12 protein-coding genes are annotated in these 13,565 nt (G+C 68.2%); 5 read left to right on the plus strand and 7 right to left on the minus strand.

Going from position 1 to position 13,565, the window contains the following annotated elements; all coding sequences use genetic code 11:
* Positions 1-242: 242 nt before the first annotated feature.
* Positions 243-1,586, plus strand: a complete 1,344-nt coding sequence (locus KY501_RS21955) for a hypothetical protein (protein WP_224365191.1) — start codon at positions 243-245, stop codon at positions 1,584-1,586.
* Positions 1,587-1,605: 19 nt separating this feature from the next.
* Positions 1,606-2,508, plus strand: a complete 903-nt coding sequence (locus KY501_RS21960; RefSeq protein WP_224365192.1) for a hypothetical protein — start codon at positions 1,606-1,608, stop codon at positions 2,506-2,508.
* 11 nt (positions 2,509-2,519) lie between these two features.
* Here KY501_RS21960 and KY501_RS21965 read toward each other — a convergent pair whose 3' ends face one another.
* The 3 genes from KY501_RS21965 to KY501_RS21975 are packed head-to-tail and all read right to left on the minus strand — an operon-like array spanning position 2,520 to position 6,534.
* On the minus strand, positions 2,520-4,112 hold the full coding sequence (locus KY501_RS21965) for a hypothetical protein (RefSeq protein ID WP_224365193.1): 1,593 nt from the start codon (positions 4,110-4,112) through the stop codon (positions 2,520-2,522).
* Positions 4,109-4,894, minus strand: a complete 786-nt coding sequence (locus tag KY501_RS21970; RefSeq protein WP_224365194.1) for an outer membrane lipoprotein-sorting protein — start codon at positions 4,892-4,894, stop codon at positions 4,109-4,111. Before KY501_RS21970 ends, KY501_RS21965 begins: the two co-directional genes overlap by 4 nt.
* Before the next feature lie 41 nt (positions 4,895-4,935).
* Entirely contained in the window at positions 4,936-6,534 is a 1,599-nt protein-coding gene (locus KY501_RS21975) for a rhomboid family intramembrane serine protease (protein WP_224365195.1), read from the minus strand.
* Positions 6,535-6,707: 173 nt separating this feature from the next.
* On the opposite strand from KY501_RS21975, the gene KY501_RS21980 reads away from it, so the two are divergent.
* The gene (locus tag KY501_RS21980) at positions 6,708-8,426 is read left to right on the plus strand and encodes an FHA domain-containing protein (protein ID WP_224365196.1); all 1,719 of its coding nucleotides are present in this window, start codon (positions 6,708-6,710) and stop codon (positions 8,424-8,426) included.
* An 83-nt stretch (positions 8,427-8,509) separates the two neighbouring features.
* Complete coding sequence (locus KY501_RS21985; RefSeq protein ID WP_224365197.1) at positions 8,510-9,103, plus strand: response regulator; 594 nt, start codon at positions 8,510-8,512, stop codon at positions 9,101-9,103.
* An 18-nt stretch (positions 9,104-9,121) separates the two neighbouring features.
* On the opposite strand, the gene KY501_RS21990 is transcribed toward KY501_RS21985, so the two are convergent.
* The 3 genes from KY501_RS21990 to KY501_RS22000 all read right to left on the minus strand — a co-directional run bounded on the left by KY501_RS21990 (position 9,122) and on the right by KY501_RS22000 (position 11,542).
* Positions 9,122-9,898 carry an enoyl-CoA hydratase/isomerase family protein gene (locus tag KY501_RS21990; RefSeq protein ID WP_224365198.1) on the minus strand — a complete coding sequence of 259 codons (777 nt, stop codon included), beginning with the start codon at positions 9,896-9,898 and terminating at the stop codon, positions 9,122-9,124.
* Positions 9,899-9,913: 15 nt separating this feature from the next.
* Positions 9,914-10,129, minus strand: a complete 216-nt coding sequence (locus KY501_RS21995; RefSeq protein ID WP_224365199.1) for an acyl-CoA carboxylase biotin carboxyl carrier protein subunit — start codon at positions 10,127-10,129, stop codon at positions 9,914-9,916.
* A 63-nt stretch (positions 10,130-10,192) separates the two neighbouring features.
* Positions 10,193-11,542, minus strand: a complete 1,350-nt coding sequence (locus tag KY501_RS22000) for an acetyl-CoA carboxylase biotin carboxylase subunit (RefSeq protein WP_309242987.1) — start codon at positions 11,540-11,542, stop codon at positions 10,193-10,195.
* Positions 11,543-11,696: 154 nt separating this feature from the next.
* On the opposite strand from KY501_RS22000, the gene KY501_RS22005 reads away from it, so the two are divergent.
* The gene (locus KY501_RS22005) at positions 11,697-12,074 is read left to right on the plus strand and encodes a hypothetical protein (RefSeq protein WP_224365201.1); all 378 of its coding nucleotides are present in this window, start codon (positions 11,697-11,699) and stop codon (positions 12,072-12,074) included.
* Between the two features lie 163 nt (positions 12,075-12,237).
* Here KY501_RS22005 and ftsZ read toward each other — a convergent pair whose 3' ends face one another.
* Positions 12,238-13,470, minus strand: a complete 1,233-nt coding sequence (gene ftsZ / locus KY501_RS22010; RefSeq protein ID WP_224365202.1) for a cell division protein FtsZ — start codon at positions 13,468-13,470, stop codon at positions 12,238-12,240.
* Positions 13,471-13,565: the final 95 nt, after the last annotated feature.

A 13,565-nucleotide genomic window follows, 5' to 3' on the forward strand; every position in this document is an offset into this window, starting at 1 on the left:
GCCTCCGTCTGGGTGCGGCCCGCCTACATCCCGGGTCGCGGACTTATACCCCCCGTGCCGCCCCGGGTCGACCTTCACCGGTGTGCAATGACCGCGTCATGGGTGCCGTGCATTGTGCCGGACGCTGCACACCCGTGCGCAACGAACCCCTGCATGCCCGCTCTCTGGGCCTCGGGGCACGCGGTTTGAAGAGGCCTCCTGCGCCGACCCCGTCCCCCACGGGGTCCGATGTGGGAGGCGAGATGATCATCCAGGCAGTCGCACTGAGCTGGGCCCTGCTGCTCTCGCAGGTCGAGGGCCAGAAGAGTGCCCCCCCGTCCAGGGCCTCCTCGCAGGAGGAGAACCCGGACGGCAACCCCGTCAACCTGCGCAACCCAGGGGATGCCCAAGCACCCTCCCAGGGCTCGGCGCCGACCCTTTCCCACTCCGATCTGACAGGGCTGTTGACTCCCGAGGAGCCAAGGCCCTCGCTCCGCTACGATCAGCCCATCCTCTGTACCCGGCTCCCCTCCACGAAGCAGGTGCCCACCGGGGAGTACCGGATGCAGTGCGATCCGGTGACGCGGCGGTGCCTCATCGCCCCTGCCAACGAGTTGGACAGCAGTGGAGAGGAGACGGATCGCCCGCTGCTGCGCACCTCCTATTGTGACCGCTCGGAGGTCAGCGCCGAGGCCCGCATCCAGGAGGGCTACCGCTTCGTACCCGCCATTGCCGAGTCGCCGCCGGGCTGGTACCGCGATGAGCAGGGCCGGGTGATGCAGTTCAACTTCGATCTGCACCGGCGCATGTACGTGGGCGGCGCGTGGGCGCCCCTGAAGCGCAACGGGGGGGATGTCGTTACCGACCGCATCCGGGTGGATTTTGGCATCCAGACGGAGACTCCAGGAGGAGCAGATGACCACCGGCTCCACCGGTTCACGTTCCTGGAGACCGAGGCATATGTGGGCGAGTCGAGCCTGGATGTGACGCTGCTCCGCTATGACTTCAACGTCGAGCGCAAGGTGCCGCTCTTCCGCATCACGACCTTCTTTGGCGAGCCGCGCCGCTTCGACGTCGGGCTCAACCTGGGCGCCTGGGTGGAGGTGCTGCACCAGGAATCCATCGAGCGAGAGGACTCGGAGTTGAGTCTGCTCACCTGGGGTGCCGTACATGGCACGCTGGACCTGTGGCACTCGGAGGATCTGGTCTCCTTCGTGCGGCTGCGCGCGGGGCCCGGCCTCGAACGCGATCGCACGCATGCCATGAACACGCTGGTGCCCACCGCCGCGCTGGAGGGCGATTTCTCCCTGGATGCGGACGGCTTCCACCACCTGCTCTTCTCTGCCGAGGCGGAGGAGGTGCTGATGGCGGATCGCGTGGAGGGGCGCCCGCTGCGTCCCCAGCGGCTGAAGGCTCGGGCGGGGTATGAACTCATCCTGCTGGCCATCAACGATCAGCCCTTGAGCCTGGTGGTGGATGCCCGAGGCGTGTGGCGCAGTGACATTCCTCACGTGGACGCGAAGTGGGAGTGGTCCGCCAACGCGGGGCTGCGTGTCTCGCTGTGGGCACCTGCGCGGCGGAGCGCTCCGTTGGCCAGTGCTCGCTGAGAAATGAGGACCTGACGGCATGCTCGCGCTCGGACTCACCGCCCTGCTGTTTGCCCTGCCCTCCGGCCCCTCTGGGTCGGTGGCCTCCGCGCCGCCTTCGGGGGACGAGTGCATGGGCGAAGAGGAGTTGACGGGTGAGCGCTTCCCCATCTGCTTCGATCCCGGCAATGCGCTGCTGCTCGGCACGGGGCTGCAGGTGAGGGAAGGGGTGGCGCTGCCCACGCTGCAGGCCGGCATCCTGCTTCGCACCGAGCGCACCAGCCGGAGCAAGGGGATGCTGTGGTTCAACACCCACCGCATCCTCGTCACCGAGGCCACGCCGGGGACCTCGCGGCGTGCGATCACCACCACCTTATATGAGGGCACGTTCCGGCGGCACCTGGAGGAGGGCTTCATCCTGATTCCCACCTCTCGACCGCTGCGGATTCCCTTCCCGTTCGACGTGACGGTCGCGATGCGGGCGGGTCACCTGGAGCGGCGAGTCTGGGAGGGGCCAGGGTTCACGGTGGAGACGGGGCGGGTGTCACTGCTGCTGGATCCACTCCGCTCAGCGAGCGGGCGGCTGTGGCTGGGCTTCGGGCCCGTGGCGAGCCACTCTCTGCGGCGCCTTCCGGACGGGGAGCTGGAACAGGAACTCTCTCCTTTCACCACCGGGCTGCTCGAGACCGGATACGAGACGGAGGATGGCTGGTGGACGCTGCGCGCGTCGGGGCTGGCCGGGTGGATCAACAGCCTTGAGGGTGACCGGCGCTTCCGAGTGCGTGCGGATGCGAGCGTCGAGCGAATCCTGTTCGCGGTGAACAACCAGCCGCTGTGGCTCCAGGTGTACGGGACGTATGCCTACAAGGACATGGGGCTCGCGAAGCAGACCGAGTGGACGGCGGGCGCGCGGCTCATGGTGCGAACGTTCAGCGCCCTCTGAGGTTCGGGCCGCTAAAGCGTCAGCCGGAGCGAGCCGAGGATCTGATCGTTCCGGCCGAAGTAGCCGAGGGGGCTGTAGGGCTTGCCGGCATAAACCTCCGCCGCGAGCCCCACGCTCACGTGGTCCGTGAAGCGCCAGCCGGCTCGTGGGGCGAGGACGAAGGAGCGCTGGACTGCCTCGAAGGCTCCGCGAAAGCCGAGCTCCCAGCGCTGGTTTCGTGGCGCATAGCGTGCTTCCGCCACCAGCATGTGAAGGAAGGCCGTGCGGGCCTGCCCACGCGCCGTGCCTGGCTCCAGCAGCACGAGCAGCTCTCCCGCCTCCACGCGAGGCACCGCCAGCCCCAGGTAGGTGACGGAGTAGATGAAATCGGAGTCCTCTGCCTGCGACGCCCCGAGCACCCACGTCACCGCCGGCTTGCGCAGGGGGTGCAGCCGCTCGTCGAAGAACGTCTGCGCCGGGCTGAAACCCACGTCCATATCGAGCTGCGTGGTTCTCAGCAGCGTGGTCGCCTCCAGCCCGAAGACGTGCTGCCGCTCGTAGCGGCCCGTCACGAGCGTCTCTCCTGCCTGAAGCCGCTGCTGGAGCGAGAGCAGGAGCGCCGCGTCGGGAGTCTCGCCTCGGTCCTGGGCTCGCAGCACGGCTTCCAGCTCTGGATCCAACTGCACCGCAGGCAGCTTCTCATTCGCCCACACCCACGAACCGCCCACGCGAATGCCTCGGATCTCGGACGTGACTCGCAGCCCCACGTCTCCGAGCCATGGGAATGCTTTCGGACGCTCGGTCTCCAACAGCCGAGGCTGGAGCGCGTCCTCGATAGAGGGATCCACCGAGAACGGGAGACGGATTCCCAGCCCCGGCTGGAAGAGCGCCTCGTCCTGGCCGAAGACGTCATAGCGGTGAGGCGTGAAGAAAGGCACCCACACGGCGGTGAGCGAGAGCGGTCCTGCTCCGCCCAGTGCCCGTGCCGCGAAGACGGGCAGCTTCGCGTCCTCTGGCTCGGTGAGCACGAAGCTCTGGCGCAAATCCCTCGGGTTGAGGACATCCGTGGGAGCGAAGGCCGCATTCGCCCCGAAGGACAGCGTCTGCTGCCCCACCCGCAGGTCCACGTGCGGGGTGTAGAGGTCGAGGAATGCCTCGCCCAGCGTGGGCTCGAAGATGGCCTTGGCCCGCTCCAGGCCGCGCTCGGCACCTGCGCGCCACAGCGCTCGCCCCTCGACGAGCAGCCGCAAGGAAGGCGAGAACTTCACATCCGTGGCGAGCGACGCCTGTCCTCGTCCGTCCACCACGTGCTCGGAGAGCCCGTCACTCCTCTGGGCCTCGAAGCCGGTATCCACGCCCGCTTGGAGACGCAGGCTGCCGCTCACCTGCACAGAAGGAGCTGCCACGGGCGCGGAGAAGGATTCTTCTAGGGCGGAAGGTGTCGGTTCGAAGGACTCGAGATCCGAGCTGGTGGCTCCACGCTTCGCGGCGTCAGGCTGGGGCACGAACTCCTCGATGCCCGAACCGCCATCTGGAACCTCTGGCGCCGTGCTCCCACCATCCTCGCCTGAGGCCAGTGCGGTGGCCGCCAAGAGCGCGAGCCCGAGAGCGAACGCGCGACTCACCCGCGTTCCAGCGCACGCTCGGTGAAGGCCTCGTCACCGAGCTGCGCCTCCTCGAGTTGGAGCACCTCGATCGTCGTCACCGAGCCCGTCTGAAGGTTCTCCATGGACGAGCGCGCGGCGACGACGCGGTCCTTGAAGCGCTTGAGCTGAGCGACCCGGTACACCTTGAAGGGCTTGCCCTCCTTATCGGTGTACTCGGCCTGGGTGGGCACATAGGTCTCCTGATCCACATAGAACTTCACCTCTCCATAGGGAGAGTCAGGACCGGCCTTGCCGACCAGCACCCAGGCGAGACGATCCATCACCTTCGACTCGCCCACCTTCTTCATCGTGTCGTCGCTCTCTCCACCGGTACCGCCGAGGTCCGCATAGGAGAAGTCCGTGTCCATGAAGGACTGGCCTCGCTGCGTGTTCGCCACCTTCCGCACGCGCTTGAGCTTCGGCAGATAGAGCGAGATCTCCGAAGCTTCGCCCTTGGCCCCCTCCACGGTGAGGACGGTCACACCGGCCACGCTGGCAGGCTGTTGAAAGCGCACGAGCGAGTGGGTCCGCTCGCCGATCTTCTTGGCGGAGCTGGTGACGACCTGCTCCTTGCGCTTGCCGTCCTTGCTCACGGTGGTGAGCTTGAGCTGGGCACTCAGACCCAACAGGTTGAGGGCGCCGCGCTCGCGGCTCTTCCGGGCGATGTCCGCTGCGGACTCATCAGCGCGCGCCGGAAGGAACGCCAGCAGCGCCACGAGCAGCGCGGCAGCACGGGACAGGGAGAGATGGGTCTTCCGCATACGTGGACTCTAAGTGCTTTCCGTCCTTCTGGAATTGCCTGCTACCGGCCTCCCGCTTTCAACGTGGCGCGGAGCGCGGCCTCCGCTGCGCGCAGCCTCGGGTCGCGCGGATCCACACGCCTCGCCTCCTCCAGCCGCAGCAGCGCTCGCGCCGTATCCCCCCGCGCCAGCTCACAGCGCACCCCTGCCTCCAGTGCCACCGTCTCCGAAGGCCCGTACACCAATGCCTCCTCCGCCGCACGGCACCCCTCCTCCACTCGCCCCGACTCGAAGAGCGCCCGCGCCAATTCCACCCGAGTACCCACCTGAGAGGGTGCCAACCGCACAGCCTCCCGCAGAGGCTCCACGGCCTCCTCCGGCCGCCCCCACCTCCGCAGGGACGCGCCCAGCTCCGCCAGCGGCTCGCTCGCCCCAGGCACCAGCAACGAACGCGCTCTCGCCTCGCGCAACATCGCCGGCTCCTCCAGCCGCAGCTCCGCCACCATCCGATCCACCACGCGCGAATACCGCGGGAAAGCCTCCGGCCACGTGAACACGAGTTGGTACACGAACTCACCGTGCGGCACGAACAGCGCCCTCAGGTGCGTCACGCCTCCCGGCCCTCTCAGCTCGGCCTGGACCCGCTGAGCCTTCCCACCACTCACCCAGGCCGGCTCAGGCCCACGCACCTTCTCCGGCCGCCCCTCGGGCAGCCCCGCCTCGGCCGAGAGCGCCGTCTCGACAAAGCGCAGCGCCTGCAACTCCCCGTCTCCCGGCTCCCCCGCCTGAATGGCCTCCGCTGCAAAGCTCGCGCGCCCCAGCCCCGGCAGTCCGTTGGAGAACGCCAACCGCCCCAGCCGATCCGCCCCCTGCCGCCAGCCGCCCGGCATCGCCACCGACACCCCGAACACATCGTCCCGCTCCACGCGCCACAGCGACCGCCCGAACACCCCCAGCGCCGCCAGCACCACCGCCGCCACCACCACACTGCCCGCGCGAATCCACCCCATGCTCGGAGGCTCTCCCGCCCTCAGCCTCTCCGGCACCAGGAACAGCCCCACCAACAATCCCGCGACAAAGCCTCCCAGGTGCCCCGCGTTGTCCACGCCCACCGAAGTCCACCCCATCCACAGGAAGACGAGCACCGTCGGCAGCACGCCCTCCCCCGCCATCCGCCGCCCCGCCGGAGACAGCGCCGCGCGATACCTCCGCCCCAGGACGATCAACGCCCCCACGCACCCATACGCCATGCCCGAGGCCCCGACGCTCACCTCCTCGGCCCACAACAGCGAGCACGTCATCGTCGACAGCCCCGCGGCCACCAGCAGCGCCCCGTACTCCACCCGCCGCCACGTCCCCTCCAGCACCGAGCCTGCCGCCAGTAGCACCAGCAGGTTCAGCCCCAGGTGCAGCGCATCCCGATGGAGGAGATTCGCCGTCAGCAGCCGCCACGGCTCGCCCGCCTCCGTGATCAACGGGCCCACCTTCGCGCCGAAACGCACCATCGCATCCACGTCCAGCGGCCCGGCGCGCGCCGTCCCCACGTAGATGCCGGACGCCACCAGCGCCAGCCCCAGCGTCACCCACGGCACCCGTCCCAGCCGCCCGCGCCCCAGGGACTCTGATCGGGGTTCACCCGGGCTTGACAGGGGAAGACTCACGTGGGTTGGTTCTCCTACTTCCCCCTCAGGGGGGCGGGCGAATCGTCCAACTGCCCGATGGACAACACCACTGAATGTCCCCCAACCTGCCCGAATTCCTCTGTATTCTTCAGGGGATGCTTACCTTGTAACGCTTCTGCCCCTTCTGCTATAGCTGTAAGCGGATCCGACCCGTGCTGAAGCTCATCATCGAAGACGACGAGGGGCGCAAGACCGTTGTTCCCTTCGTGCGCGAAGAGATCACGATCGGCCGTCAGGAAGGCAACACCATCCGCCTGACGGAACGAAACGTGTCCCGCCGCCACGCGCGCCTCATGCGCCTGAACGGGCATGTCGTGGTGGAGGATCTGGGCAGTTCCAATGGGACTCGCATCAACGGCGAGCGGATCAGCGGCCAGTCGCAGGTCAAGGACGGCGATCTGATCCAGATCGGTGACTACGATCTGGCGCTGCAGAGCGACGCGGCCATGGCCGCCGGAGCTCCCCCGAAGGCTCGCCCCGCTCCCGTACCCGAGGAGCCGAGCGACGCGGACCACCACTCCGAGCCAGAGACGGAGACGGAATCGCCCGTCGAGGAGGATTCCACCCCGTCCGCCGAGCGCCGTCACTCCACCGCCATCATCAAGATGGACCACGTGGAGGGCAACCGCAACCGCAAGGTCCGCGAGCTCGAGGCCGAGGAGGCTCCCCGGCTCGTGGTGGTGAGCGCGGAATTCAAGGGCCAGGAGTACGCCTGCATCCGCACGGAGATGAAGATCGGTCGCACGGACGACAACGACATCGTCATCGACCACCGCTCCCTGTCTCGCACGCACGCCAAGGTCGTCCGCGAAGACAACGGCGAGTGGCGCATCCTCGACATGCAGTCGGCCAACGGGCTCACCGTCAACGGGGATACCTACGCCCAGGCCCCGCTCAACAACGGGGACGTCATCGAGTTGGGCCACGTGAAGATGCGCTTCGTGGCCGCGGGCGAAGCGACGGGCTCGGTGGGAGCCGCGGGCCGCTCGAAGCTGCCACTGGTGCTGGCCCTGTTGGTGCTGGTGGTGGCCGGTGGGACTGCCGCCGCCTGGGCCCTCAAGGTGGGCCCGTTCAAGGACGACGCGCCGCAGAGGCCTCCCGAGATCACCCAGCAGCCGCCTCCTCCACCGCCGCCCGACCCGGGACAACAGCCCCAGCCCCCAGAGCCCTCTCCGGGCACCGACACGCCTCCGCCAGAGACCGCCGTGGCGGCGGACACACCCCAGGTGCACCTCAAGGCGGCCGACGGAGCCCTCCAGATCTGCGACCTCGAGACGGTCGCCGCCGAGCTCAAGAAGGTGAGCGGCCCCCCGTCCGCCGAGGGCAAGGCGCTCGGAGAGAAGCTCCAGGCCGAGCAGAAGGCCATGGACGCCATCGGCGAGGCCCAGAAGCTCCTGACGGACAAGAAGTACGACGAGGCGCTGAAGAAGGCGGCTCCCGCCCAGAACTCGGCCTGCTCTCGCGAGGCCTACACCCAGCTTCAGAACGACGTCCAGGCGGCCAAGGCACCTCCCAAGGTCGAGACGGCGAAAACGCCGCCGCCACCGCCTCCGACGAACAAGCCGCCGCCCGCGCAGCCCGCCGCCGACGCACAGGAGCAGGCCCAGGCCACTTATGATGATGCAGCCAGGGCTCTGCGCGCCAAGCAGTACGACTCGGCACTCACGCTGGCCTCCAAGTGCGTGTCCCTCGTCCCTGACAAGGCCGAGTGCCATATGCTGTTGGGTGCCGCATACGCAGGCCTGTCCCAGTGGGACAAGGCGGCCACCCATTACAGGAAGTTCCTGGATCTGGCGCCGGACCACAAGATGGCGCCCAAAGTCCGTCAGACAGTAGATGCCTACGAGCAGTCCAAGAAATCGTCCAACTAACCCCAGTCATCGCGAGCCTCCAGCACTACCCAGAGACGCGCGATTCCACCCCAGAGGTTCTCAACCGCAGGCGAGGAGAGGCTGTGCAGATTCGCATCCTGGTGGTCGATGACGAGCAGGACAACTGCGACTACCTGAAGCTGGTGCTGACCCGCGAGGGCTACGAGGTCGTCACCACCACGGATCCCACCCAGACGGTGGAGATCCTGCGGGGGTCCGACTTCCATCTCGTCATCCTCGACATGATGATGCCGCAGATGTCCGGTACCGAGGTGCTGGACCAGATCCGGAAGTACGACACGGATATCGCGGTCATCGTCGCCACGGCGTACCCCACGGTGGACACGGCGGTTGCCTCGCTCAAGGCGCAGGCGTCCGACTACGTGAAGAAGCCGATGGAGCCGGAGCAGTTCATCACCGCGGTCCGCAACGCCCTGCAGAAGAAGGGCTTGTCCCAGGACCCGGAGGCGGACCTGCACCGCGCCATCGGCCGTGTCATCCGTGACGCGCGCAAGACGCAGGAGCTCACGCTCAAGCAGCTGGCGCGGCGCACCGGTCTGTCCGTGTCGCTGCTGTCCCAGATCGAGCGCGCCGAGTCCTCGGCGTCCATCTCGTCGCTCTACAAGATCGCCTCCGCGCTGCAGCTGCGCATGGGCGAGCTGTTCGGCGATACCTGAGCCGGTACCCGGCCCGGGTCAGCGGCCCTGGAAGCGGGGCGGGCGTTTCTCCAGGAACGCCGCCCTGCCCTCTCGAGCGTCCTCGCTGCCAAAGGCCGCGGCCCTCAAGGCGCGCGCGTGGGCACGCTCCTGCTCGGAGAGCGCTGGCCGTCCCACCAACCCGAACACCTCCTTCATCCCCGCCACGGCCAGCGGCGCGTGCGAGGCCAGCGTCCGGCACAGCTCCAGGGCGCGCGCCTCGGCATCCTGCGCGGCAGGGCACTCATCCAACAGGCCCCAGGAGAGCGCCGTCGCCCCGTCCAGCTTGCGCGCGGTGAGGAACAGGCTCCGCGCCCGGGCCAGTCCCACCAGCCTCGCGGCCCGTGACATGCCATCCACGGAGTAGACGAGGCCCAGCCTCGCCGCCGGCATGCAGAACACCGTCTCGGGGGTCCCCACGCGGAAGTCGCAGGAGCACGCCAGGTCGAAGCCCGCGCCGAACGCGGCTCCCTGCACCAGCGCCACGCTGGGCACCGGGTGGCGCTCCAGCCGCGAGAGGAACGCCATCAGCGGATCGTCCGGCAACCGCCCATCCGCCGCGGGCGGCCCCAGGTTCGTCAAGTCGTAGCCGGAGCAGAAGGTGCCGCCCGCGCCGCGCACCAGGAAGACCCGTACGGGGACATCGGGTGGCGGAGAGAGCGCTGCGTCCAACTGCGCCAGGAGCCGGTCATCCAGCGCGTTCTTCCGCGCCGGGTTGACGAGCGTGAGCACGCGGATGCCGCCCTCGCGATCCTCCACCTCCACCGTGGGATCCATGAGGGGAGCTCGCGCCTAACTGAGCACCACGAGGACATCGCCCTCGGTGACCGCCTGGCCCTCCTTGCAGAGGACCTCCTGCACCACGCCCGCCTCCTCCGCCTCCACGGGCATCTCCATCTTCATGGACTCGAGGATGGCGACGGTGGTCCCCACTTCGACCTTATCGCCGACCTTCACCTCGATCTTCCACACAGTGCCAGTGATGTGCGCCTTCACGACTTTCGCCATACGGTGTTGCCTCCTCGCGCTGAAGCATCGAAGTGTTGAGAGGTGCCACTGCCGCCGCGCGGCCTACGGCTTCGCGTGGTTCTCCAGGAAGCGCGTATCGAGCCGGCCCTCGGCGAAGGCCGGGTCCTTGAGGATGCGCAGGTGCAACGGGATGTTCGTCTTGATGCCCTCGACACGGAACTGCTCCAGCGCCGCGATCGAGCGCTCGATGGCCTGGGCCCGCGAGTCTCCCGAAACGATGAGCTTGGCGATCATCGGATCGTAGTTCGGGGTGACGGTGTTGCCCTCGGCGTAGCCCGAGTCCAGGCGCACGCCCTCGCCCTGGGGAGGCACGTACACCTTGAGCGGCCCGGGCGACGGGAAGAACTTCACCGGATCCTCCGCGTAGATGCGGAACTCCAGCGCCGCACCCTTGCGCTTCACGTCCTCCTGGCGGACGGTGAGCTGCTCCCCGGCGGCGATGCGCAGCTGCCAGCCGATGAGGTCCAACCCCGTGGTCAGCTCCGTTACCGGGTGCTCCACCTGGAGCCGGGCGTTCATCTCGATGAAGTAGACGTTGCCGTCCGAGTAGAGGAACTCCACCGTGCCGGCGTTGGCGTAGCCGAAGGCCTTGGCCGCCGTCACGGCCGCGGTGAACAGCTTCTGCGCCACGTCCGCGTTCTTTCCGTCCGCGAACAGCGGCGAGGGAGCCTCCTCCACCACCTTCTGGTGGCGCCGCTGGATGGAGCACTCGCGCTCCAGCCCGTGGATGAGGTGGCCTTGATGGTCTCCGAGGATCTGCACCTCGATGTGGCGCGGCGCCGGGAAGTAGCGCTCCAGGTACACACCCTCACGACCGAAGGCCGCCTTCGCCCGGTCCGTGCACTGGCGGAAGACCTTCTCCAGCTCCGCCGGATCCTTCGCCGCCGCCATGCCGATGCCACCACCGCCACCCGCCGCCTTGCAGAGCACCGGGTAGCCGATGCGCTCGGCCGCCGCGAGGGAGCTGGCCACGTCCGGCACCACGTCCTCGGTGCCCGGCACCACCGGCACACCCGCCGCCGCCACCAGCTTGCGCGCCTGGCTCTTGTCCTTCATCCGCAGCATGGCCTCGGGCGGCGGGCCCACGAAGGTGATGCCAGCCTCCGTGCAGGCTCGGGCGAATTCGGCGTTCTCCGACACGAACCCGTAACCCGGATGCACCGCCTGGGCGCCCGTCTTCTTCGCGGCCTCCAGGATGGCGGGGACGTTCAGGTAGCTGTCCTTGGCGGGCGCGGGACCCAGGCGCACCGCTTCGTCCGCCTCCTTGACGAAGGGCAGGTCCGCATCCGCGTCCGAATAGACAGCGACAGTGGAGATCCCCATCCCCCGGGCCACCACCCCGATGCGGCGGGAGATCTCACCCCGGTTGGCGATGAGCAGCTTCTTGAACATGGCGACACCCTGGCTCGGAAGGGCGGCCAACCTAACCCCCGCCTCCTGACGTGACAAGCAGCCAACCGAGGGCTCGCCACAGGACCGTACAGGTTCGCACAACCACGTCACACCGTTGCGATCGCTTGGGCCCCTGGCGTACCTTGCCGACACCTTGAAGCCGAACGACACAGGGGCCGGGACGGTAGTGGATCTGCTGGGCGCTCGCCGGGAGCGGAGGCTCGACCTCTACCGAGCGAGACTCGCTGATCGGCTCGCAGCCAATCGCCTGGCGCTCGAGAACCTCTACCAGGGCGGCACCCTCTTCTCTCCCGAAGGCACCAAGACGGGCCGGGCCCTGCTCAAGGCGCGCCAGTTGCTGCAGCGCGTCAACACGCTCGTGGAGCTGCTTGCCGGTGATGGGGTTGCCCCTCCGCCGCGTCTCCCCGAGCGCGTGGAAGAGGTCTACGCCGAGCTGGACACCCTGCTGGCCCGGAGCGATGCGCTGTCCGGCCGGGATGGGGCCAGCGTGGCCCGCCTCCCCCGCCGCTGATCCCTCCCTGAGGCGCCGGCACCTGGCGCGAACTGGTCCTACAGGCAGACCAGTAGCCCCAAGCCGGCTGAAACGAACGAGGCACCTCGCGCGCGATGGCGGGAGGTGCCTCAGTTGCTTTCAGAGAGGGTGAACCGCCGCGCGAGCAACGCTCGGGGCCTGCTCAGGGCATCTCGGTCTGGCCCTGCCGGCGCAGGAACGTGGGGATGTCGAACTGATCCTCGTCCAGCGGCAGCGCGGCGTCCTTCACCACCGCGGTGCGCGGAGGCGACGTCACCGCCTTGTTCTCCGTCGAGGACATGGCGCGGCTGCCGGCCTTGGCGGGAACCAGGCTGGCCACCTCCTCGCGAGCCGCCGTCAGCACCGAGGGCGCCGGGCGGTTGACGAGCGGCACGGGCGTGGTCGGCACCGCCACCGCGCGCACAGGCTGCCTCGCCGCATCCCGGTGCACGAAGCCCGTGGCGATGATGGTGATCTTCACCTCGTCCTTGATCTCCTCGTCGATGAGCGAGCCGAAGATGATCTCCGCCTCGCCGTCGGCGGCGTCGTGCACCAGCGTGAGGGCCTCGTTCACTTCCTGCAGCGTCATGTCGCGGCCGCCGGTGATGTTGATCAGCAGGCCCGTGGCGCCGTCGATGGAGATGTCCTCCAGCAGCGGGCTGGAGATGGCCTGCTGCATGGCGCTCAGCGCGCGCGACTGGCCCGAGGCGCGGCCGGTGCCCATCAGCGCCAGGCCCTTGTCGCTCATGATGGTCTTCACATCCGCGAAGTCCACGTTGATGTAGCCGTGGTACTGGATGAGGTCCGAGATGCCCTGCACCGCGTTGAGCAGGACTTCATCCGCGCGCTTGAAGGTCTCCAGCAGCGGCATGGGCTCGGTGCTCAGGGTGAGCAGCCGCTGGTTGGGGATGGTGATCAGCGTGTCCACCGCGGCCTTGAGCTCCACCAGACCCTGCTCGGCCTGCTTGCGGCGCTTGTTGCCCTCGAAGAGGAAGGGCTTGGTCACCACACCCACCGTGAGGCAACCCAGACTCTTGGCGATGTCCGCGATGATGGGCGCGGCGCCCGTGCCGGTGCCACCGCCCATACCGGCGGTGACGAACACCATGTCCGCGCCCTCGAGCACGGCGGCGATCTGATCCTTGGACTCCAGGGCGGCCTCGCGGCCCATCTCCGGGTTGGCACCCGCTCCCAGGCCCTTGGTCAACGTCTGTCCGAGCTGCAGGCGCGTGGGCGACTTGTTGGCGGCAAGTGCCTGCACGTCGGTGTTCGCGGCGATGAAGTCGACCCGTTCCAGCTTGGCCAGGATCATCGTGTTCACCGCGTTGCAACCGGCGCCACCCACGCCGACAACACGGATCTTCGCGGCCTGCTTGTTCTGCTCGAACTGGTCCATGGTGATCCTTTCGGCGGAAGTCGCGCACCTTTTCGGGCGTGCTTCCCAAGGTCACCCATCATCAGCAAGTCGCGATCTTTGGCAAGTATTCCGCT

The sequence above is a fragment of the Hyalangium versicolor genome (assembly GCF_020103695.1).
Classification (GTDB): domain Bacteria; phylum Myxococcota; class Myxococcia; order Myxococcales; family Myxococcaceae; genus Hyalangium; species Hyalangium versicolor.

Excerpts from the sequence above, each read along its gene's own strand:
- KY501_RS21955 (WP_224365191.1), top strand. The coding sequence starts at position 243 with ATGATCATCCAGGCAGTCGCACTGAGCTGGGCCCTGCTGCTCTCGCAG.
- KY501_RS21960 (WP_224365192.1), top strand. The coding sequence starts at position 1,606 with ATGCTCGCGCTCGGACTCACCGCCCTGCTGTTTGCCCTGCCCTCCGGC.
- KY501_RS21970 (WP_224365194.1), bottom strand. The coding sequence starts at position 4,894 with ATGCGGAAGACCCATCTCTCCCTGTCCCGTGCTGCCGCGCTGCTCGTG.
- KY501_RS21990 (WP_224365198.1), bottom strand. The coding sequence starts at position 9,898 with ATGGATCCCACGGTGGAGGTGGAGGATCGCGAGGGCGGCATCCGCGTG.
- KY501_RS21995 (WP_224365199.1), bottom strand. The coding sequence starts at position 10,129 with ATGGCGAAAGTCGTGAAGGCGCACATCACTGGCACTGTGTGGAAGATC.
- KY501_RS22000 (WP_309242987.1), bottom strand. The coding sequence starts at position 11,542 with ATGTTCAAGAAGCTGCTCATCGCCAACCGGGGTGAGATCTCCCGCCGC.
- ftsZ (WP_224365202.1), bottom strand. The coding sequence starts at position 13,470 with ATGGACCAGTTCGAGCAGAACAAGCAGGCCGCGAAGATCCGTGTTGTC.